Raw genomic sequence first — 20,235 nt, 5'->3', positions numbered from 1 at the left:
ATTCTCTCCTACATTTTCGAGTGAGATTGGGAGTGTGCCTCCTGCGGCGGGCGTCGGCGGAGAAAGAGCCCCACGAAGGCAAAGACAGCTGCCATCATCCCGACGGACACCAGCACGATCAGCGGATCGCTCTGCCATTTCAGAGCGGCAAACGCCGCTAGCACGACGATGTCGAGCGCGATCGCGCTGAGCAGAATAGCCCCCACGGCACCAATTTCCTGTCGCAGGTGCCGAAACACGCCCCAATGGATGATGATGTCCATCACCAGATAGAAGAACGCACCGAGCGAGGCGATCCGGCTGAGATCGAAGAACACCGCTAGGAAACTGGCGATAACCACGGTGTAGACCAAAGTATGGTCTCGGATCGCACCCGGCATGCCGAAGTGGCTGTGGGGGATCAGTTTCATGTCGGTCAGCATGGCAAGCATTCGAGAGACCGCGAAAATGCTCGCGATCAGTCCTGAGGACGTGGCGACGATGGCCAGTAGGACAGTCAGGTAGAAGCCCGTGCGGCCCAAGGTCGGCCCTGCGGCTTCAGCAAGGGCATAGTCTTTTGCAGCGATGATCTCTTCAAGGTTAAGACTGGAACCGACGGCGAAGGCGACGAGAAGATAAACGATAACGCAGATGCCGATGGACGCAACGATGGCCCGACCGATATTACGGTTCGGATTGGTCACTTCGGCACCGCTATTGGTGATCGTGGTGAACCCTTTGAAAGCGAGGATCGAAAGCGCAACGGAGGCCACGAAGCCGGTGACTTGCGTCGATTGCCCGTCCGTCGCCGCCTCGAACGAAATACCGCCTGCCCAGAGCGCCGCCGCCCCGAAAAGCGTGATACCTCCCACCTTTAGGATAGCCATGACGATCGAGAACAACCCAACCGACCGGTTGCCGGCAGCGTTGATGAGATAGGCAAACACAATCAGACCCACACCGAGGGTAGAAACCAACCAGTTGGTCTGCTCGACGCCTAATCCCTCCAAAGAATATGTGGCGAAAGTCCGCGCAACGAGGCTTTCGTTGATGACCATCGATAGGGCCATGAGCAACGCGGCCCCCGCGGCGACGGTCGTCGGGCCATAGGCCTTCTGCAGAATCATCGCGATGCCTCCGGCCGAAGGGTAGGCGTTGGACATCTTGACGTAGGTATATGCGCTGAACGCAGTGACAAGCGCACCGGCGATGAAGGACAGCGGAAAGAGCGGTCCGGCAAGCTGTGCGATCTGTCCGGTCAGCGCGAATATACCGGCACCGATCATCACGCCCGTCCCCATCGCGATGGCACCCGCGAGGCTTATACTGTTCGCCTTGTATTCAGATTTCATCTAGACATTCCCTTTTTGGATGCGCGTGCCTTCCCGGCCGAGAGCGTCTGCGGTCTGCGGGAATGCCCCCGCTTGCCATCCCCGGCGATGAGATTAGCGCCGGGCCAGTCGTTGAGGCTCCAACTTTCGCGAAAGGCTTCCAGCAGTTCGGGCTCCGCGCGATGCGCTGCGGCCGCCCGGGCAAATGTTTGCGGCGGGCATGTGCGAAATGCGTTTGCAGGTCGTCGCCATCGCGAAAGATGCGCGCAGCAAGGCCCGGGGCGCCGACCGGGTGGAAGGGAAACACCAGCAGCGCCCGGATCGTCCAGCGCAGCCTGCGCCCGGGATCGCGGCTGAAGAGTCGCGCGGACAGCGACGACAGGCGCAGCATCCGGCGGTAGAGTTCCCAACCGACATCGGTGACGACCGCGTGCGCGCACCCCGTCTCGGCCCCGGGGCGCCGCAGAGCGGCATCGGCGGCGACGGTGTAGATGGCAAGCTCCACCATCAGCCGGCTGCCGCCATCGGGCAGGGTCTGCAATCCGGCAATCTCCCGCATCTCTTCCGCTGCACGATCGAGCGTGACGAGAAAACGCTCGATGTCTTCAGGCAGCCAGCGCACCTTTTCGCCATCCGCAAGGTGCAATGCCCGATTGCCCAGTTGCCAGCGGCAAGTCCGCAACAGCTCGCGGCGGATCAGCGCGCGAACGGCTCTCCAGCCCGGGGACGGGCGCGCGTCGGGCCTGGGGGTCGCGGTCATGAGCGAGCCTTCCTTCCGCGCTGCTCGCGGATCGCCCCGACGATAAGGGGGGTCAGCGTCAGTGCCCCCAGCCCGACAGCGGCCCAGGCGGCTCGCCCGGGCTCGCCGCTCACCGCCTCGTTACCGAAATGCGCGAGAACGAAACTGGCTGGGATGATGCCGGCAAGCGTCGCTACAGCGAAACGCCAGAAATGCAGGCAGCTGAGACCGGCAGCGTAGCTGACGATGTCGAACGAGATAAACGGCATCAGCCGGCTGGCGAACACGGTCAGGGCCAGCGCGTTCTGCGATCCGAGCCAGCCCTTGTCCACCGTCTCGCCCAACCTTCTGGCCAGCACATCGCGCCCCAGGAACCGTGCCAGAGCGAAGGCCGCCAAGGCGCCGAGTTCGGCGCCGATGACGATGTAAATGGTACCGATCGTATGTCCGTATGCGGCACCTGCCGCCAAGGCGATAGGTGCGCTTGGGATCGGCGTGGCGACGATGGCGATCGTCATGAGGGCGATGATGACGATCGGCCCCCATGCGCCGGCGGCGCTCACAGAGGCCGATATCCGCTCGCCGCTGAGGTCTTCCACGAAGCCTGATAAGGGCCCAAGGAACAGCGCCGACGCAGCGGCCACGAGCGCGACCGCGAGGACGATTTTTGCGCCTGTTCCAACCGTGATGCCCTGTGCCACCTGACCGCCCTCACGGTAGATAAAGGATGAGGAGAAAACCGGCGGCCAGCAGATCGAAGACCACGCAGTAGGGAATGTACCATTTCGGCACCGGTGCACCGAAGGCGCTAATACGGTGCAGCAGGTCCCAGGCCGCATGCGCCGCCAGTCCCAGCGGCAACGCGAGCGGGGACCAGAGCAGACCAACAAGCGCCACAAACGCGTAGAAGGCAGCGGCCCCGAATTCCAACCAGAACTGCCGGGCCAAGCCAGAGGAGGCGCCGAAACCGATATAGGCGCCCCCGATCACGGCCAGTGTTAGGGCCGCGATTGCGACCGAGACCTGTTCGGGCACCCAAAGGTGAACGGGCGCAAATACGAGGAACAACCCCGAACCGATGGCACTCGGACCCAGCGTATCTGTAGTGATCCAGCCGACTTGGCTTCTATCGTTCGACATGGTGCGGTGCGTCCTCGTATCTGGCGGGATTGCGTCCGGGTCGCTACGACCCTAGGGCTTCCATCTGATGGAAGCTCAAGACGTAATCGTAGAATCTCCATTTCACGCGGCGTCGACGGCCTGGCCCATCATCTCGCGCACATCGACAGCGACCTCGTTAAGCTGAAATTGCCATGCTGCGTCCGCTCTACCGCATGTGACCCGCGTGTCCCCGTCCACTCATCACGGTTTCGTTTCAAGTTTGGCTGTTAATCTCTCACGCTCCCTTTGGGGATTGCATAGTTTGAAAGTCGCCCGGGCTTGCAGCCGGGGCGACAAAATTTTCAGAACATTAGGCGCGTACCGAAGACGATCGAAAATGCATCAGTATCTTCACCATTTGCTTTGACGATGTCCTTCGTGTCGCCATAAGAGGCCTCGTAGTTAACGCCGACATAAGGAGAAAAAGCGCGGTCGATGACGTCATAGCTGAGCCGCGCTCCGATCTCCACTATAGCACCGCCAGCGCCGCGTTCGCGCGCCAGATCATCCTTCAGGGGCATATCAACTTCGATGCTCGGCGTGAAAATCAGGCGGTTGGTCAACAGTGCCTCATACTCTGCCTCGAAACGGAAGAATGGGTGATCAGACACGAAAAGATCGGCATCGATCTCGAACCACTGCGGCGCGAGGCCTTTGAGGCCTACCACACCAGCGTAGCGGTCAGGTGCCCCACCCGGCGTATCCGCATAAGCCCCCACTACGGCATCAAAGAAAGGCGAAACTGGAAACTGAAGTCGCGCCTGGTTTTCCAATTTTTCGAAATCATCCGATGTGAGGCCAAGCTCGGCTTCGCTTCTCCAGACGAATTTCAACTCATCCGATCCCGCCAGAGCATCAAAATCCCATACGAAGGCATCCTCACCATCCATCGCGCGATATTCGAACTGCTCCGCTTGGAAACCCCAGATAAGCGGCTCGGCGTATGTGACCTGAGCCCATGGCAGAAAGAGGCCGGCAAGTCCGGCCAGTTTGAAACGTTTCATCTTGATTTTCCTTTTACTGACTGGTTCAGGCTGGGCGCCCTCTGACTACGACTTTGCGGAACATGCCACCGTCAGCGTGGTAAGAGAGGTGACAATGGAAAGCCCACTGTCCAGGGGCATCGACCTCTACCTCTATGTCGGTTGTCGTGCCGGGTTGGACGCTCACCGTGTGCTTGATGGGGTTACGCGCGCCCTGACCGGTATCGATGATCGACCACATCCCGTGCAGGTGCATTGGATGCGCCATCATTGTCTCATTGATGAAGCGGATGCGCACCCGTTCGCCATAATTCAGCACGATTGGGTCGGCATCCTCGTATTTTACTCCGTTGATCGACCAGATGTAACGCTCCATGTTGCCCGTCAGACGCAGTTCAATGGTGCGCGAGGCAGCGCGGTTCCGGTAAAGCGGCCGCGCAGCGCGCAGATCCGTGTAGGACAGGAACTTGCCGCCGTTATAGGCCTTGGGTGTCAGCCCGCTCCCTGGCGCATAGAATGGGTCGTGATTGCCTGACATATTCATGCCAGAGTTCTCCATGCCGTTCATGCCGGGCTTATTCATACCCTGCATTTTTGAGTGCTCCATTCCACTCATGGTCTGCATGCCACTTGCGTTCTGCATGACGTGGTCACCCATATCCATCCCCATCATGCCGCTCATGTCGGCCACTGTGAGCAATGGCTTGGACCTGAGCCGCGGCACGGCCCCGGCATAACCTTTTTTGGCGATAGAGTCCCACGAACGAGCGCAGTGCGACCCATTGATTCGGCAATGATGCTATAAACTTTGTTTTCCCGCGGCTGGATGATGACGTCATACGTTTCGGCTACGGCGACACGCAACTCGTCAACCGTGACTGGCTTGACGTCATTGCCATCAGCCTGGACCACGGTCATTTTCAGGCCAGGAATACGCATATCGAAATAGGTCATGGCCGAAGAATTGATGATCCGTAGGCGGATCTTCTCACCTGGCCGGAATAGTCCTATCCAGTTTTGCGAGGTGCTTCGTCCGTTGATGAGCGCCGTGTATCCCTGCACATCCTCGATGTCGGTTGGCATCATTCGCATCCGGCCCCACATTCCGCGGTCCTTGAGGGCTGCCTTTAGGCCGTCCTGACGCGAATCCTTGATCAGGGTCTGCAACGTGCGTTGCGAGCGGTTGTAATAATCCGGCATCCTCTTGAGATTCCGCATGATCCGGCTGCCCGGATGCGGGTGTTTGTCGGCCAGTTGCACGACATAATCGCGATTTGCCCCAAGCCGTTCACCATCGCGCGGCTCGATCACAATGGCACCGTAAGCACCATCGGGTTCCTGAAAGCCTGAGTGGCTGTGAAACCAATACGTGCCCGCCTGCTGAATCGGAAAGCGGTAGGTGAAGGTTTCACCCGGGGCGATACCGTTGAAGCTGATGCCAGGGACGCCGTCCTGCCGGAATGGCAGGACAAGCCCGTGCCAATGTATAGAAGTGCTCTCGCGAAGATTATTGGTCACATTAATGGTGACTTCCTCGCCTTCCCTGAAACGCAGGATCGTTGGAATCTGGCTCTTGTTGTAACCGACGCCCATTTTCCGAAAGTTTCCAGTGTTGATCCGAACCCGGTCGACAGTGACATCATAGGTCCCTTTCGATGTGATTTTTGGTGATCCGTGCGCGCGCAATACCGTCGGCATGGCAAGCGCGGCAGCCGCGGTCAAACCGAACTGACGCCGGGACAGACCTTTTGCCAGATGTTCCGAAGAACTGAGTGCTGTTTCGGAAAGCGCACACTGTTTTGCTTTGAAGAGTCGCATACTCTTCTCCTTTGTGATGATTGAGTCGAAGGTTCGCCCGACCAAGGCAGACCTCGAGTAGTTTCCAAGGAGTGACCCCGCGAGTACCCGAGGTGTTTCAGGACCACCCCAACAGGCGAGCCAGTCACATGTTCACGCCGTTTCTTCTTTGGACGAGACCGGAAACCTTAGCCGTATGATGCAGGGATGAGAATCGAAGCCCGTTCACACTCGCGGAGGGGGCGAAGACGCTTCCGGCGTCAAGCTTTCCGCGTAGACCGCGCGCGAGCCATGATAAACGTGAACGATAAGGAGCTTTGGTTCGGCTAGCGCATGATCGCCGTTAGAAAAAGTGACGCAATGCACCATCATACCACGGCAACCGGGGATAGTATCGTCCGACACAAGATGTCCGCCACAGTCACGAACGTCCATTGCGGCGACGTGGCTCCAATCTTGTTGCGGCGAGTCAGCTTCAGATCCGATAAAAGGCATGGCCGCTACCATCAAGGCGATGAGCGACAGAATATGAGCCATTCGTGTCAATTTGAAAAAACGCATACGTCTCGTACCCTTCACAATTAAAAAAGCGCGATTGCCAACAAAGATCAAGGATACATTTCGTTACAAAAATTATACTTCTAAAGCATTGGTTTTTATTGACCTTCCAGCGCGGGAGCATAGCCTGCTCGGCTAGGTACCCACGTTTCAAAAGGCTGAATATGCTATTTTTTGAAAGACACAGGTTTTATTCGACCGCTAAGGCAGTCGCGGCGAGCCGCAAGTTTTTGCAAGCGCAGCCGGTGGAGAACATGCGGCAGGCGAAACCAGTCCGTCGCATAGATTTATCGTTCATACTGATCGACCGGACTGCACACGCGGCGGCTGGGTGTCGCCTGAAGCGCAATGGCCAGAGGTCAGCATCGACATCCCCGTGGGCGCGATGCGCGCCTATGAGTTCGTCGCGGACCATCTGGGTGACTGGGCGATCCACTGTCACAAGTCACACCACACGATGAACGCCATGGGCCATGACGTGCCGACGTTCATCGGGGTCAACAAGAAGCCGCTGACGCAGAAGATCCGTCAGTTCCAGCCGGAATACATGCCTATGGGCACGAACGGGATGGGCGAGATGGCGAAAATGGAAATGCCGCTGCCCGACAATACCATCCCGATGATGACGGGTTGGGGCCCTTACGGCCCCATCGAGATGGGCGGCATGTTTTCGGTCGTAAAGGTGCGGGACGGCATCGACGCGGACGATTACTCCGATCCCGGCTGGTACGAGAACCCCCCGGGCGAGATGGCCTACGAATGGACCGGCGAGTTGCCTGAATTCGCCTCCAACAACAGCCCCAGGACCATTCTCACACAGAAACCAGCCTCGAAGGGCTGAGCAGCCCTTCGTCATCTCTAACCAAACCAACCTACAGGAAAATGAAATGAAAAACCTTCTTCTGACAACAAGCCTCGCGATCGCGCTTTCCACACAGGCCTATGCTACAGGCACGCACGGCGGTGGACATGATGAAAACCAGCCTACCGAACAGACAGAAATGATGGTCGGCATGCCGGGTGACCCCGCCAAGGTGGATCGCACAATCGACGTCACTTTGCTCGAAAACGATGAGGGCCAGATGCTGATCGAGAGCGAAGAGATGACCATCAAGGAGGGTGAAACCATCCGCTTCAACATCACCAACAAGGGTGAGTTGGAGCATGAGTTCGTACTCGACACGGTCGAGCGCAATGCCGAGCACAAGATCGAAATGGCCAAGATGGACATGGAGCACGACGATCCGAACCGTATCCGTCTCGATGCGGGCGCGTCGGGTGAGGTTGTCTGGACTTTCGCGAATTCCGGTACGTTCGAAGCAGCATGCCTGATCCCGGGCCACTACGAAGCCGGCATGCACCGTGAGGTCGCGGTCGGTGACCAGATAGCTCAGGCTGGCGTGGAGTACACGAGCGGGACCATCAAGAAAATCGACGCGGAGGCCGGCAAAGTCACAATCATTCACGGCCCTCTCGTCAACCTTGATATGCCCGCGATGACCATGGTGTTCCGCGCTGACGAAGCAATGATGGCCAAGATGGCGGAGGGTCAGGAAATCGAGTTCGTTGCCGACCGGGTTGAGGGCAAGCTTACTGTCACGCAGATGAAGTGAAGATAGACAATGGGGCCGAGGCGAACACGCCCGGCCCCAACGATTTGAGGCAATAAAATCAAGCGCTACGGAGGTAGCCGAGCAATGTAGATATGCCGTTACTCGCGGGACATTTTCTTTAACCTCCGAGGTTTGGGAAGAAGGAGATGTTCATGACCAAGGACCAACGCAAGTTGAGGATACTTCGACATGCGGAGGAGATCGGTCACGTCGCGGGGACTTGCCGCTATTTCGGGATAGGTCGATCCAGCTTCTACCGTTGGCGTCAAGACGTCTTACGAAGCGCTCAGAGAGAAGCTATAATCAACAAACGGGATGTCCCACGAGTAACCGCACCTTACACCCTCCAACAGGCCGTTCTTCAGAGACAACCCGGATCAGGCCTGGTGCTTCACTCGGATCGCGGATCGCAATATCTGTCCATTCGCTATACCGAGCGACTCGCAGAGGCGGGGGTAGAACCTTCCGTGGGAAGCGTTTGCGACAGTTATGACAATGCCCTGGCCGAGACGGCCAATGGCCTGTTCAATGCTGAGGTCATCCACCGACGCGGGCCATGGCGCAGTTTCGATGCAGTGGAATACGCGACCCTGTATTGGGTGAATTGGTTCAACAACCGCCGTCTTTTCGAACCCATCGTATACATTCCGCCAAGAGAGGTCGAAGCAAACTATTACGCGACTCTGGAAACATCAGACATGGCCGCGTAGCTAAGATCAATCAGCCTCCGGCAAACCCGGCGCGGTTCATATCACGCCTCCAAGAAAGTCGTGTGTTTACTGTTCTGCGGCAGGAGGAAGATCGAGGTTGCCAGGAGCGAGAAGACCAACTCGTAGACCTCCCATTTGCGAGGAACGTCGATGACCGCAATCACCAGGCTTGCTGCAACGGCGAGCATTGCGTGACGTGTGCTGGGCACCGGGGCGGCAATGTGATTGGCGGCACGTTTGATCCAGCTGACGCGCGAGTAGAGCAGTGGCAGCACGGTAATGTAGACCAGCACGACTAACGTTAGGATCGGACCGAAGAGCGTCTTGGCGAGGTGGAAATCGCCCCAAGGCGTGGGCACAATCAGGTTGTGCAGGTTCGTTTCCTGCTGCTTGTTCATCTCCTCGAAGGTCTCGCCGGTTTCCCAGCCGATTATACGTTGGCCCCAGGAAATCTCTTCGCCGGCGGCAAAGAAGAAGACAAGCGCATAGAACAGCGTGCAGGCGAAGGCGAGGCCCGCGCCGCGCGCCTTTAGCGACCGCGCGTTGATCACCAGGACGACGCTGGCCACGCAGAGAAAGAGAGCAGTGCTGTATTCCACCAAGCCGTCTTCACGCGCGTAGGTGAGCGAGAAATAGTCGGTGCTGTAGAAATAAATAACGACCGAAAGTAACAGCACGGCGGCGACAATGCCGAGCAGGATTTTGTCGATACGCAGGATTGTGGACAGAGTCATATAAGGCGTGCCTTTCTCAGCAGATTTGGCGCCGGAATATGCGAGGCGGGACCGCGCATCAAGCGCCAAGCTTTTTACTGAGTCGAACCTACGTTGGGCACAGGTGTGAAACCACATCTTGACGCTGGACTCACGATAGGTTGAAGCAATATCCAACCTTCGAAAAGTCATCGTTCACACGTCGTGGCCTTTCCAGTAGCTCTCGCTCATGATTTGGATGCAAAATCAGGAGCAAGTTGACGAACACGTTTCTATCGAAGTACTTGAGCGTCTCGCCACTATCGCCCGTGACCGAATAGGCAAGATTGTATCACGCTGGAGAGCGGTGTTGAGGATTGCCACGCAGATATCCACTAAGTGCTCGGCATGCTTTGGGCAAATAACCCTTCCGAAAGTTCGGATCGTACCCTCGGAGCAACAGTCAAACAGCTCGCAGTTGTGAACACACGATCGTGAGTTCTACATATCGAGGCGATGTGTTCGCAATTTCATGTAACTCAATTTAGTGGGGTACATCGAAATGAAAAACTTTAGCAGGCGAATGTTCGTATCTACCAGTGCAGCCAGCATGTTGGCTCCTAAGATTGGTGCAGCAAGTCAACCCTCTTTTCCAGAGCGTTTTCTTCCTCAACTGGTAAACGCACGTCGGACGGATTGGCTGCCCGGAGATCTGCATTTAGTACCGGATGATTTTTTTTTGTATTTCATGCTCGAAGAAGGTATGGCGATCCGCTACGGAGTAGGAGTTGGACGCAAGGATTTGTACGAATCAGGCGTGTTCACAGTAGCGCGCAAAGCCAAATGGCCGTGGTGGCGGCCGACCAACGCCATGATCCAAAGAGAGCCGAATAAGTATGCACGATTTAGAAACGGTTTGAAGGGAGGACCGAATAATCCTCTCGGCGCGCGAGCGATCTATTTGTACGATGATGACGGCCGAGACACCTATCTTCGAATCCATGGAACCAATGCACCAGAAACCATCGGGTCGGCCGTTTCAAACGGATGTGCCCGCCTCACCAATAAGCACGTAAAGGACCTGTACGATCGTGTTGCGATCGGTGCACGCGTTTATCTTTACCCCAAATTGAAAGGTATTTGAAAAAGTCGCCTGCAACTTGAGGTTAGCGAAACGAAAATACGCGGCGCATGTCTCACCCCGTGAGGTTTTGATACCCAAATGAATGATGCAAACGTATCCTGTTCGCATGCAGAATTTGGACCAATTTTTCACGTCGAAGCCTACTTTCGCAAGGATCAACCAATCGCTAGCCTGTCTGACCCTGACTGGAGGCTGTGGCTCGGAAATATGTTGAAAAGAGCTTCGTCAGCCCCTTGAGAAGTAATTGGATCAGCTGGTTTTTCACGCGACGAGGCTGGGTTAGTGGGAACCGTGTTCGCAGAACTTTTTTCTTGAACCTTTAGGAGCTTTAGGAGTTACGACGCAAATGTACCGAACTAGACCTTGGGAAGGTTGCTGACGATGCCTTATTCCTTACCTGGGTAAGTAGAGGCACGTTAAGGATATATTTTATCCTTTAGTAAAATCTTGCGAAGGAAACAGAAAAATGCTGACGAGACGCCACTTCATCCAGACAACGACTGCGCTATTCTCGGCCTCAATCGGTCAGCCGCTCTTTGCCGATACGTGGCCAACAGAATCACAAAAGGCGGCTTGGGACAAGCAAGTCACACCGTTCGGCTACGAGCCAGCCACGACTAACCCATGGGGTCTCCATCCAAGGTTTTTGCCGCAGCGCGTCGTTGCGAAGCGCAATCTCGTGCCGGGCGACATCCACGTGGACGCAGTGGCGCGATACCTCTATCACATCGAAAAAGGTGGAACTGCAATGCGCTACGGCGTGGCCATTGCAAAGGGCGACCTTTATGAGCCGGGAACTTATACGATTAAGCGGAAGGTGAAATGGCCTCATTGGACGCCAACCAAAAACATGATTGAACGCAATCCGGAGTACGAGCAATACGCAGATGGTATGGAACCTGGCCCGACCAACGCACTTGGGTCACGTGCGCTTTATCTTTTTGTCGGCAGTAGGGATAGCTATCTACGTATCCATGGCACACCGTATCCAAAAAGCATCGGCGGTCGCGCAAGTTCTGGCTGCGTCCGGATGGTCATGGCTCACATCAACGAACTTTATCCCAACGTCAAGATAGGTTCGACAGCGTTTCTATACTCGGCCGAGGATAGTGTGACAGCGCAAAGTTGAAGGCGTGCACTGAACTCGACGCATCCGCGACCCTCTGGACAAGCAAATCAAGACTGGAGAGACGTGCAGATTGGTCCGCCGCCGGCCGCGCGAAGAGGTACCAAAGTGGTCTCTACTGGTCCACTGTGCTGATACCAGTAGCACCCATCTTCCGGAAGTCGACGAGCCGACGTGAGATCCTGACCGGGTGCAGCAAGGGCCGCTACAGACGCGGGAACATTGCCAACCTTGTTCTGAGCGCCATCATCTGTCGGCGGCACCGCGCAGCCGGCGAGTACCAGAATTGCTGCAATGATAGGCGCTTGTCGTTTTTGCATTTTTAACCCGCTCTTTCTGATTTCATCGCGCCTTAGTGGTGCGGTGAACGTTCGGACGCTGCAATTTTCTGCATGAAACGTCCTATTCTAACTCTTGATGCTCTAGTTGCTTTAGGAGCTATAGCAATGTGGAATCAATGAATCCCGAGGTCAATCCATGTCTTTTGATGGCAACCGCAAAGATCACAGCCACCGGAGTGATCAAAAGCAACCTCACGCAACAGGCAAATCCTGTTGCGATGCGAACAGAGATGTTGCGTCGGCTGGGCTAGCGCCGTCCGGCGGAAGGAGCTTTCAGGTCTCCGGGCTCGATTGCGCCGAAGAGGTGGCGATCCTGAACCGGGTTGTCGGGCCGAAAGTGGGCGGAACCGAACACCTGGCATTCGACGTTATCAACGGGCGAATGACCATCCTCGATAGCGCCAAGAGGATACCAGACGACGAGGTCACGCAGTTGGTCGCAACGACCGGCATGAGCGCGAAGCCTTGGGATGCCGACAACGCAGCAGAGGACCAGGCGGCGCATCTGGCACGTCAGAAGCGCTTTACCTCGTTGAGCGGCGGCTTCTGGGGGGCGGGATTCCTTTTTCACATGGTCGAGACCGGCATGGGTGGCGCGCTCGGGCTCTTTGCGGGCCATGGCGATGTGCCGATGCCCATGGCGGAAGCAGGGATCTTCGCCCTCGCGATTCTTTTCGGCGTTTGGCTTGTCGCGCCCAAGGCCTGGTCTTCGGCGCGGAGGCTTAGCCCCGATATGAACCTGCTCATGGTGGTGGCCGTCGCGGGCGCCATCAGCCTCGGCGAGTTTTTTGAGGCTGCGACGGTCGCCTTCTTCTTCTCGCTCTCTCTCTATCTTGAGAGCTGGAGCGTGGGGCGGGCGCGTAACGCGGTTTCCGCGCTCCTCGATCTGGCGCCGCCAACGGCGCGGGTTCTTTACGAAGACGGATCGGAATCCGACGTTCCGGCCGCGGCCGTGGCAGTCAATGCAAGGTTTATCGTGCGCGGCGGCGACCGGATCCCCCTCGACGGTGAGGTCGTGGACGGGGCAGGGGCCGTCGATCAGGCCCCAATTACTGGAGAAAGCGCGCTAGTACCCAAGGAACCCGGCGACGAGGTCTATGCCGGCACGATCAACGGCGAGGGCACACTGACGGTGCGGGCGACGAAGGCCGCCTCGGACACGGTGCTCGCAAAAATCATTCGCATGGTAGGCGATGCCCATGCCCGCCGCGCGCCGGTCGAACAGTGGGTGGCCAAGTTCGCGCGCATCTACACACCAATCGTGATGGCTCTGGCGATCACCATCGCGCTGGTGCCACCACTCCTGCTCGGCGGTGCCTGGGACTACTGGTTCTACAATGCCCTGGTCCTTCTGGTCATCGCATGTCCTTGCGCGTTGGTCATTTCTACGCCGGTTTCCATCGTTGCGGCGCTGACCGCGTCGGCACGGGCGGGGGTGCTCATCAAGGGCGGCGCCTATGTCGAAGCGCCGGGGCGGACCACGGCACTGGCGATGGACAAGACTGGGACGATCACCATGGGAGAGCCTGAGGTGGCGGCGGTTCACCCACTGGTCGGTGTTTCCGCACGCGATCTCATGGCGCTGGCAGCAAGCCTGGAGGTGCGGTCTTCACACCCGCTGGCACGCGCCATACTCTCGCGCGCCAAAGCCGATGGTGTTTCCGTGTCTGCCGCAGAGGACACCCGCACCGTGCCCGGGCGCGGTCTGGAAGGACGCGCCGACGGGCGCGCTATCTGGCTCGGCTCGGATCGGTTCGCCGAAGAGAAGGGGTTCGGCAATGCCATTCCGGCGGATCTGCGGGATCAGATCGGGGAGACAGGGAGCACCCTCGTTGCCGTGGGTGACAAGGCCGGCGTGACCGGCGTACTGGAGCTTCGCGACCGCATCCGCCCAGATGCAAAGGGTATCGTTGCGCGCCTGCATGCGCAGGGTGTGGAGACCATCGTGATGTTGACGGGCGACAACGAACGCACCGCGCGCGCGGTGGCAGCCGAAGTCGGCATCGACGAGGTGCGCGCCGAACTTTTGCCGGAAGACAAGGTGACGGCCATTGAGGAACTCGTCGAAAGCCACGACATGGTAGCGATGATCGGCGACGGTGTGAATGACGCACCGGCCATGGCGCGGGCGCATTATGCCATCGCAATGGGCGCTGTCGGATCGGATGCCGCGATCGAGACGGCCGACATCGCGCTTATGACCGACGACATCGGCAAGGTACCCTGGCTGATCGGCCATTCGCGCCGGGCCATGACGATCATCCACCAGAATATCGGCATATCGCTGGCGACCAAGGCGCTGTTCGTCGGGCTGACCGCGTTCGGGATGGCCTCAATGTGGGGCGCCATTGCTGCGGATGTAGGCGTGTCTCTGCTTGTCGTGGCCAACGCGCTTCGGCTCCTGAACGGCCACCGGGTCGAAGCGGGGCCCTCGGGCGGTGAACCGATTGGCGAGCGGATGGCGAAGGGAGCACTCGCGCACGGTCATTGATCCGGCGGTTTCGGTAGGGTAACGTCTGACATCATCCAGACCTCGCAAAAGGGGCGTCGAGCAGTGATGAATACCAGAATTTCACGGCGGGTTTTGCTGTTGGGCGGTTTGGCCGCCTTCCTGTCAGGCTGTGCCAGCAAGTTCCGGTCGTACAACGGACCCCAAGTGACCCGGCTACGCATGTACAAGGCGCAGCGGCTGTTAGTTCTTGACGGGGCGGATGACGTCTTGCGGACGTATCCCATCGGATTGGGCTTCGCGCCCGAAGGCCACAAGCAGTTTGAGGGGGACGGCCGCACGCCGGAGGGCTCCTACCTGATTGACCGGCGCAACCCAAACAGCCTCTTCCACCTCTCCATCGGCATTTCATATCCCAATGAAGCCGACATCGCGTTTGCGGAGGCGCAAGGAAAATCGCCGGGTGGCGACATCTTCATCCACGGGGGGCCCCGCAAGGGGATCGACCCGATGAACAAACGCGACTGGACCGCGGGCTGCATCTCCGTCACGGACCGGCAGATCGAGGATATCTACGCCATGGTCAGGGACGGGACACCGATCGACATCTATGCCTGATGGTCAGGCAAAACGACGGCGCAGCGCGACGTTGATAGCTTCGATCGTGATGACCATGACGACGACGGCAATCGTGACGCTGGCCGCCTTGTCATACTGGAAAGAGCGCACGTAGGTCTGGATGTAAAAGCCGATCCCGCCCGCGCCGACAATGCCGAGGATCAGCGACTCGCGTAGGTTCAACTCGAACCGGAAAATCGTGTCGCGGGCGACGACCGGCGCCATCTGCGGCCAGATCGCGTATCTGAGCCGCACGAGCGGCCCGGCGCCCGCGCTTTCCAGCGCGGCGATCGGCGCGCGGGACACGCCGTCGATCGCCTCGGCATAGAACTTGGCGAGCATCCCCGTTGCATGAAAGGCGACCGCGATGATGCCGGGCAGCGGCCCGAGCCCGACAGCGCCCACCATGAGCATGGCCACGAGGATCAGCGGAATCGCCCGTATGAAGGCAAGCAGCGTTCGGATCGACCGGAACACCGCAGACGATACCATCGTCTCGGACGCGAGAATGCCGAAGGGAACGGACAGGACCACAGCACCGAGGGAGCCGAGGATCGCTATTCTCAGCGTTTCCGCGCTGCCCTTCTTGATCTCGGCCATCACCGTCGGGTCAGGTGGAAACATCCGACCGAGGAAATCGGCAATGCGCGGGCCAGCCGACATGAGACGCGACAACTCGACATCGGCCGTCGCGAAGGACCACAGGATCGCCGCGGCGATCAGACCACTCGTCGCAAAGCCGCCAAACCCGCGGAACGCCATCATGATACCGCCCTGAGGCCGATTCCTGGGATTGGCTCAACCTCCCGATAGAGTTCCGCTGTCGCATCCTCGTTCAACTCGGAGGTCGGCACATCAAAGGCGATCCGCCCGCAACGAATGCCAATGATACGCTGCGCAAAACGCCGCGCCAGGTCGGGTTGGTGAGACGCAAACAGCGCCGTCGCGCCGCGCGCTTGCGCCGCCCCGGTCAGCAGCGCCAGGATCTCACCTGCACGCGCAGGGTCGAGGTTGCTCACCGGTTCATCGGCCAGAACAAGCCGTGGTTCCTGCGCCAGACACCGCGCGATGGCGACGCGCTGCCGCTGCCCGCCGCTGAGGCTGTCGACCCTGCGATCGGCAAGATCGGAAATGCCGCAATCGGCAAGTGCCGTGCGCGCAATCTCCAGATCGTGCTTGGTCGGTGATCCCATCAGGGCCCGCAGCGGCGACATGCGCCCCAGGCGGCCATTCAGGACGTTACGCAGAACAGTGGAGCGTTCGACCAATGCGAACTCTTGAAAAACGAAACCGGTATCCGGGCGGCGCGCGCGCATTGGCGGATGATCGGGATCGAGCGGTGCGCCCAAGATCGAAACCTGCCCGCACCAGCCAAACAGCCTGCCATCAAGCAGTGCCAGCAGGGTCGTCTTGCCCGCCCCGGACGGGCCGAGCAGAGCCACGCTTTCGCCCGTCGGAATATTAAGCGAAACCCGCTCCAGCGCCGGGACGTCCGCGCCCGTATGGGCAAAACTCAGGTCGTCGATTTGGATAGCAGTGCTCATTCCAACAGCCCGTATCGCCGCGCCATGTCGCGCACGCCGTCATAGGCGGCGCCGTCGGCCCTGACATAGCCGTCCGGTCCATAAAGATAGCGTAGCTTGTTGCGGTGCTCCGGCTCATTGAGCCGCAGCATTGCGCCGACAAAACGGTCCCGCAGAGCGGCGTCGAGCCCCGGGCGAGCGATCACCAAATGGCTCGGGATCGGTGCGCTTTCCGCGATCCAGGTTACCTCCGCCTGTTGCTGCGGTGTCAGAAGCAGGTCGGCATACTGGCTGGCGCCCGCGGCATCGACCAGGCCTTCGGCCATTGCCTGCATGGCTTGTTGGTAGCCCCCCGCGAAAAAGACGCGGCCGAAAAATTCCTCCGCTGCGCTAGGACCTTTAACCAGCCCGGCCTCTACGAATTCGGCGAGCGGATAGAGATAGCCCGATTCCGAGATCGGATCCGCGAATGCGATGTCGCGTCCGCGCAGGTCTGCGAGCGCGCCGATACCGCTGTCGCGCCGCACGAAAATGCGGCCCGTATAATTCGGCGCGTCGCGGTAGACCTCGGACAGGAGTGGCACGGCACCGATCTCGGCCTCGGCCAGAACGAAGGGCAGGGCGCCCATGAAGGAGACATCCGCGTCGCCGTTTCGCAGCGCCTCGACCGCCGCTGCGTGGTCGATGGTAACGAACCCCTCGACCGGGACGCCGATCTCACTGGCCAGCCAGCCGGTGATGGCCTCGATATCGCCAAGCAGCTTCTCCGGGTTCTCCTGCGGGATGAAAGCCAGCCGCAACGCAGTGTCCTGCGCGGCGAGAGGTGTCGCCAACGACACCGCGCCCGCGCCGACCAAGGTCAGTATCGCTCTACGGGTCAGTTGAACTGGCATCAGAATGCCCTCTCTTCAATTGCGGCGGCTTCGGACTTGAACGCGGTCCAGCTTGCTTCGGCGGCCGCCCAGTCATCGGCACGGACGGCGGCGCCGACCGCGGCCAGCCGCTCAGCCAACGCGTAGATCTCGGGCCGCGCAGCAAGGTTCGACATGGTGCTGGCGTCCGCCGAGAGGTCCGCGGCCAGGGTGTCAGTTAGCAGCAGGATGTGCTCTGCGTCCCGCCGCGGCAGTAACGTGTCGAGTGTCGAGGCGAAGGTCGTCAATTCGGCGAATTCCAGCCGGAAAGCGGTATTCTCGGTGTCGAACGTCTCGTAGGGTTCGTCCGCCGCACCCACGGTCTCGAGATAGGCGGTCAGGGACGCGCGGTCTTCCCCGGTCAACCCGAGCGCTTTCGTTTCGTCGAACCAGTCCACGACAGCGGCCAGCGTCGGCAAAGATCCGTCATGGAAGTAGGGCGCGGTATAGGCCGTGCCGAGCAGCGTGGGCGTGTCCAGCGCACCGGCACGGGCACCTTCATAGGCCGGCGCAACGGAGCCTATGTCGTGGGCCTGCCGGTCGAGGAAGTTCGCGTCTGGCTCGTGGCAACTGGCGCAGGAGCGGTCGCCGAGCCCGGCAAAGGGCGTGTTGAAGATCTCCTCGCCGCGCCGGGCGGCCTCTGGGGCCGCGTCGGTCAGGCGGCCATCACTCGTCAGCATGGAATTCGGCAGGAAGTCGAACTCGAGCATGTAGGCGACGAGAGCGTCCAGCACGAAGGGCGTCGGTTCATCCCCGCCGAACTCGTTGACGATCACGTTGCGGGTGAAATCGCGAAGGGAGGCGAAGCGGCCATCGCGGCCATAGGGTCCGGTGAAGCGCAGCCCGCGCAGGCTGGGAATGTCGAGCGGGTCGTCGCGCCGGTCGTTGAAGATCGGGTTGAAAAAGGCGCCGTCGACATCGATCGCGCCTGGCTGGTGGCTTGCGCCCGGAACGAAAAGCCGCTGGTTTATGTCCGAGCGGTTGTGACACGTCGAGCAGGTGATCCCGAGATCGCGCGCGGGGCTTCCGAAGATCTGCGCGCTGTCGAACAGCATGTCGCCGTAAGCGACGAGCGGCAGGTCGGTCTCGTCGATGCCCTGCTCCTCGAAATTGAGGACGAGCAGTGGCAACGGGTCCTGATCGAAGATGTCGGAGCCCGGTGGCAGGCTTGGTGGCACCTCGATGGCGCGACCGCTGAGCACGGCGGTTTCCGGCAGGGCGCTTAACGCCCTACGCGGAGCGAAGCTGTCCAAAAGATAGTTTTCCGCAAGATAGCTGGAGATCACTGCGCGCGCCGCTTCCATGGTCTCGCGATCCGCAGATGTCGAGCCTGCGCCAAGTACGCCAGAGAACCCGGTGCTGCTATTGAGCTCCAGCCAAGCCAGGCCGATCCGTCTCGCAGCCTCCGAATCGGCGGCCGCAACGCCGTCCTCGAACGCGCGGTAGAGTTCGCGTGCCATTCGTACGGCCTGCTGTGCCGTCGCCGATTCTTCGGCCGCGAGAGCCCGGTCCAGTTCCTCTTCGATCCTGAGCGCGATGAGCCGCGTCGCCTCGGCAAAAACCGCCTGCCGGTCTTCGCGCATCATGGCCTTCAAGAGACCTGCGGGCTCGATTTCGCTTTCGCGGTCCAGCCACGCCAGCGCGCCGACAGAGAATTCTGAACCCCGGTAGGGTTCCGTCCAAGCGGTATCGGTGATGTCCCAGGGCCGAGGCTCGAGATTTAAAAGAAAGAGCGTCAGACGGTAGGCCGCTGCCTCGGGAAGCCAGGGCGCCTCCTTGGCCGGCGTCGCGGCGACAGGTCCGGGCAGGAGGAGCGCACTTGCGAGTGTGGTGAGCAGCACTCTCATAATATTTAGCATCACCACGGTCTCCAGGGCAAAAGTTAGACATGGCTAATTTATCTACCCGAAGCAAACAAGTTGTCAATCCCGCTGTTTCGCTGCAAAGTCCGGACATGACGAAGCTACAATCACAAGGGCGTGAGCCATTCGAAGCGGTCGACCGGGCTCCCGAGGCGCAGGCCGATGGCTTTGCGACCGTGCGTCAGGCGCATGAGAGTGAAATGGCAGAAGATTACGTCGAACTGATCGCGGAACTGATCGAGACGCGCGGGGAGGCCAGACCGGTCGAGATCGCCGAGCGGCTTGGCGTGAAGCCGCCAACCGTGACCAAGAACATCTCGCGGCTCAAGGCTGCTGGCTTGGTGCGGCGGGAACCTTACCGCGCGATTTTCCTCACCGATGCCGGGCGGGAGTTGGCCGAGGCCTGCCGTCGACGCCACAGGATCGTAGTCGCGTTTCTCCTGAGCCTTGGGATCGACGAAGGGACCGCGGAACGCGATGCGGAGGGTATTGAACACCACGTCAGCGAGATAACGCTGAAAGCATTCGAACAAGCGCTCGTGCTTTCCCAGAGTGATACTTAACGCCGCAATAGGTTCTGCGCGAAAATGAAACAACAACCTCAAAAATATTACACCAAAGATCGAGTTACGATCGCTGCAAGCGAAAACTTACGACCAACTCATATTACAGTGATCTGCAACTGGGACGGTACAATA

The 20,235-nt window shown here is 59.3% G+C and carries 20 protein-coding genes and 1 pseudogene; 8 read left to right on the top strand and 13 right to left on the bottom strand.

The genetic code is table 11. The annotated features are described in order from the left end of the window. Positions 1-8: 8 nt before the first annotated feature. From ACSQ76_RS22370 to ACSQ76_RS22335, 8 genes are all read right to left on the bottom strand, one after another. Positions 9-1,331, bottom strand: a complete 1,323-nt coding sequence (locus ACSQ76_RS22370; RefSeq protein WP_437158384.1) for an APC family permease — start codon at positions 1,329-1,331, stop codon at positions 9-11. Then, positions 1,321-2,070, bottom strand: a complete 750-nt coding sequence (locus ACSQ76_RS22365) for a hypothetical protein (RefSeq protein ID WP_437158383.1) — start codon at positions 2,068-2,070, stop codon at positions 1,321-1,323. The genes ACSQ76_RS22370 and ACSQ76_RS22365 overlap by 11 nt, the downstream gene beginning before the upstream one ends. After that, complete coding sequence (locus ACSQ76_RS22360; RefSeq protein ID WP_437158382.1) at positions 2,067-2,750, bottom strand: TVP38/TMEM64 family protein; 684 nt, start codon at positions 2,748-2,750, stop codon at positions 2,067-2,069. The genes ACSQ76_RS22365 and ACSQ76_RS22360 overlap by 4 nt, the downstream gene beginning before the upstream one ends. A 10-nt stretch (positions 2,751-2,760) precedes the next feature. Next, positions 2,761-3,189, bottom strand: coding sequence for a DUF6010 family protein (locus ACSQ76_RS22355; protein ID WP_437158381.1), 429 nt, complete (start codon positions 3,187-3,189; stop codon positions 2,761-2,763). 323 nt (positions 3,190-3,512) lie between these two features. Next, positions 3,513-4,214: a copper resistance protein B gene (locus tag ACSQ76_RS22350; protein WP_103764596.1), complete on the bottom strand. Its 702-nt coding sequence runs from the start codon at positions 4,212-4,214 to the stop codon at positions 3,513-3,515. A gap of 25 nt (positions 4,215-4,239) precedes the next feature. Next, complete coding sequence (locus tag ACSQ76_RS22345; protein ID WP_437158380.1) at positions 4,240-4,875, bottom strand: multicopper oxidase domain-containing protein; 636 nt, start codon at positions 4,873-4,875, stop codon at positions 4,240-4,242. After that, on the bottom strand, positions 4,872-6,011 hold the full coding sequence (locus tag ACSQ76_RS22340; RefSeq protein ID WP_437158379.1) for a multicopper oxidase domain-containing protein: 1,140 nt from the start codon (positions 6,009-6,011) through the stop codon (positions 4,872-4,874). Before ACSQ76_RS22340 ends, ACSQ76_RS22345 begins: the two co-directional genes overlap by 4 nt. Positions 6,012-6,215: 204 nt before the next feature. Then, positions 6,216-6,602 (bottom strand): hypothetical protein, encoded by a 387-nt coding sequence (locus tag ACSQ76_RS22335; protein WP_146050083.1) that lies wholly within the window; start codon positions 6,600-6,602, stop codon positions 6,216-6,218. 277 nt (positions 6,603-6,879) lie between these two features. On the opposite strand from ACSQ76_RS22335, the gene ACSQ76_RS22330 reads away from it, so the two are divergent. The 3 genes and pseudogenes from ACSQ76_RS22330 to ACSQ76_RS22320 all read left to right on the top strand — a co-directional run. After that, positions 6,880-7,389 (top strand): multicopper oxidase domain-containing protein, encoded by a 510-nt coding sequence (locus ACSQ76_RS22330; protein WP_437158378.1) that lies wholly within the window; start codon positions 6,880-6,882, stop codon positions 7,387-7,389. A gap of 46 nt (positions 7,390-7,435) precedes the next feature. Continuing rightward, a complete protein-coding gene (locus ACSQ76_RS22325) occupies positions 7,436-8,161 on the top strand; it encodes a copper-binding protein (RefSeq protein ID WP_437158377.1) in 726 nt (241 codons plus the stop codon). 344 nt (positions 8,162-8,505) lie between these two features. Then, positions 8,506-8,871 (top strand): annotated as a pseudogene (locus ACSQ76_RS22320) (integrase core domain-containing protein); the annotation flags it as partial. Positions 8,872-8,912: 41 nt separating this feature from the next. Here the strand turns inward: ACSQ76_RS22320 and ACSQ76_RS22315 are convergent. Further along, positions 8,913-9,674, bottom strand: a complete 762-nt coding sequence (locus ACSQ76_RS22315) for a hypothetical protein (protein ID WP_437158376.1) — start codon at positions 9,672-9,674, stop codon at positions 8,913-8,915. A 451-nt stretch (positions 9,675-10,125) separates the two neighbouring features. On the opposite strand from ACSQ76_RS22315, the gene ACSQ76_RS22310 reads away from it, so the two are divergent. The 4 genes from ACSQ76_RS22310 (at position 10,126) to ACSQ76_RS22295 (ending at position 15,241) form a co-directional block, all read left to right on the top strand. Next, on the top strand, positions 10,126-10,707 hold the full coding sequence (locus ACSQ76_RS22310; RefSeq protein WP_437158375.1) for a L,D-transpeptidase: 582 nt from the start codon (positions 10,126-10,128) through the stop codon (positions 10,705-10,707). Between the two features lie 466 nt (positions 10,708-11,173). Beyond that, positions 11,174-11,836: a L,D-transpeptidase gene (locus tag ACSQ76_RS22305; RefSeq protein ID WP_057796563.1), complete on the top strand. Its 663-nt coding sequence runs from the start codon at positions 11,174-11,176 to the stop codon at positions 11,834-11,836. Positions 11,837-12,310: 474 nt separating this feature from the next. Next, positions 12,311-14,665, top strand: a complete 2,355-nt coding sequence (locus tag ACSQ76_RS22300; RefSeq protein WP_437158374.1) for a heavy metal translocating P-type ATPase — start codon at positions 12,311-12,313, stop codon at positions 14,663-14,665. A 66-nt stretch (positions 14,666-14,731) separates the two neighbouring features. Continuing rightward, positions 14,732-15,241, top strand: coding sequence for a L,D-transpeptidase family protein (locus ACSQ76_RS22295; RefSeq protein ID WP_057796567.1), 510 nt, complete (start codon positions 14,732-14,734; stop codon positions 15,239-15,241). Positions 15,242-15,244: 3 nt separating this feature from the next. Here ACSQ76_RS22295 and phnE read toward each other — a convergent pair whose 3' ends face one another. The 4 genes from phnE to ACSQ76_RS22275 are packed head-to-tail and all read right to left on the bottom strand — an operon-like array spanning position 15,245 to position 19,534. Continuing rightward, entirely contained in the window at positions 15,245-16,006 is a 762-nt protein-coding gene (gene phnE, locus ACSQ76_RS22290) for a phosphonate ABC transporter, permease protein PhnE (protein ID WP_437158373.1), read from the bottom strand. Next, positions 16,003-16,785, bottom strand: coding sequence for a phosphonate ABC transporter ATP-binding protein (locus ACSQ76_RS22285; RefSeq protein WP_437158372.1), 783 nt, complete (start codon positions 16,783-16,785; stop codon positions 16,003-16,005). Before ACSQ76_RS22285 ends, phnE begins: the two co-directional genes overlap by 4 nt. Then, on the bottom strand, positions 16,782-17,657 hold the full coding sequence (locus ACSQ76_RS22280; protein WP_437158371.1) for a phosphate/phosphite/phosphonate ABC transporter substrate-binding protein: 876 nt from the start codon (positions 17,655-17,657) through the stop codon (positions 16,782-16,784). Before ACSQ76_RS22280 ends, ACSQ76_RS22285 begins: the two co-directional genes overlap by 4 nt. Further along, complete coding sequence (locus ACSQ76_RS22275; RefSeq protein WP_437158370.1) at positions 17,657-19,534, bottom strand: cytochrome c peroxidase; 1,878 nt, start codon at positions 19,532-19,534, stop codon at positions 17,657-17,659. The genes ACSQ76_RS22280 and ACSQ76_RS22275 overlap by 1 nt, the downstream gene beginning before the upstream one ends. A 95-nt stretch (positions 19,535-19,629) precedes the next feature. On the opposite strand from ACSQ76_RS22275, the gene mntR reads away from it, so the two are divergent. After that, a complete protein-coding gene (gene mntR, locus ACSQ76_RS22270; RefSeq protein ID WP_103764586.1) occupies positions 19,630-20,100 on the top strand; it encodes a manganese-binding transcriptional regulator MntR in 471 nt (156 codons plus the stop codon). Positions 20,101-20,235: the final 135 nt, after the last annotated feature.

The organism is Roseovarius sp. B08 (genome assembly GCF_051417955.1).
In the GTDB taxonomy this organism is placed as follows: Bacteria; Pseudomonadota; Alphaproteobacteria; order Rhodobacterales; family Rhodobacteraceae; genus Roseovarius.
Note: the sequence above shows the minus strand (reverse complement) of the source record. Positions and strands in the feature narration are given on the sequence as shown.

Excerpts from the sequence above, each read along its gene's own strand:
- phnE (WP_437158373.1), bottom strand. The coding sequence starts at position 16,006 with ATGATGGCGTTCCGCGGGTTTGGCGGCTTTGCGACGAGTGGTCTGATC.
- ACSQ76_RS22275 (WP_437158370.1), bottom strand. The coding sequence starts at position 19,534 with ATGCTAAATATTATGAGAGTGCTGCTCACCACACTCGCAAGTGCGCTC.
- ACSQ76_RS22305 (WP_057796563.1), top strand. The coding sequence starts at position 11,174 with ATGCTGACGAGACGCCACTTCATCCAGACAACGACTGCGCTATTCTCG.
- ACSQ76_RS22325 (WP_437158377.1), top strand. The coding sequence starts at position 7,436 with ATGAAAAACCTTCTTCTGACAACAAGCCTCGCGATCGCGCTTTCCACA.
- ACSQ76_RS22300 (WP_437158374.1), top strand. The coding sequence starts at position 12,311 with ATGTCTTTTGATGGCAACCGCAAAGATCACAGCCACCGGAGTGATCAA.
- ACSQ76_RS22295 (WP_057796567.1), top strand. The coding sequence starts at position 14,732 with ATGAATACCAGAATTTCACGGCGGGTTTTGCTGTTGGGCGGTTTGGCC.
- ACSQ76_RS22310 (WP_437158375.1), top strand. The coding sequence starts at position 10,126 with ATGAAAAACTTTAGCAGGCGAATGTTCGTATCTACCAGTGCAGCCAGC.
- ACSQ76_RS22345 (WP_437158380.1), bottom strand. The coding sequence starts at position 4,875 with ATGAGCGGCATGATGGGGATGGATATGGGTGACCACGTCATGCAGAAC.
- ACSQ76_RS22365 (WP_437158383.1), bottom strand. The coding sequence starts at position 2,070 with ATGACCGCGACCCCCAGGCCCGACGCGCGCCCGTCCCCGGGCTGGAGA.
- mntR (WP_103764586.1), top strand. The coding sequence starts at position 19,630 with ATGACGAAGCTACAATCACAAGGGCGTGAGCCATTCGAAGCGGTCGAC.
- ACSQ76_RS22370 (WP_437158384.1), bottom strand. The coding sequence starts at position 1,331 with ATGAAATCTGAATACAAGGCGAACAGTATAAGCCTCGCGGGTGCCATC.
- ACSQ76_RS22355 (WP_437158381.1), bottom strand. The coding sequence starts at position 3,189 with ATGTCGAACGATAGAAGCCAAGTCGGCTGGATCACTACAGATACGCTG.
- ACSQ76_RS22280 (WP_437158371.1), bottom strand. The coding sequence starts at position 17,657 with ATGCCAGTTCAACTGACCCGTAGAGCGATACTGACCTTGGTCGGCGCG.
- ACSQ76_RS22350 (WP_103764596.1), bottom strand. The coding sequence starts at position 4,214 with ATGAAACGTTTCAAACTGGCCGGACTTGCCGGCCTCTTTCTGCCATGG.
- ACSQ76_RS22285 (WP_437158372.1), bottom strand. The coding sequence starts at position 16,785 with ATGAGCACTGCTATCCAAATCGACGACCTGAGTTTTGCCCATACGGGC.
- ACSQ76_RS22340 (WP_437158379.1), bottom strand. The coding sequence starts at position 6,011 with ATGCGACTCTTCAAAGCAAAACAGTGTGCGCTTTCCGAAACAGCACTC.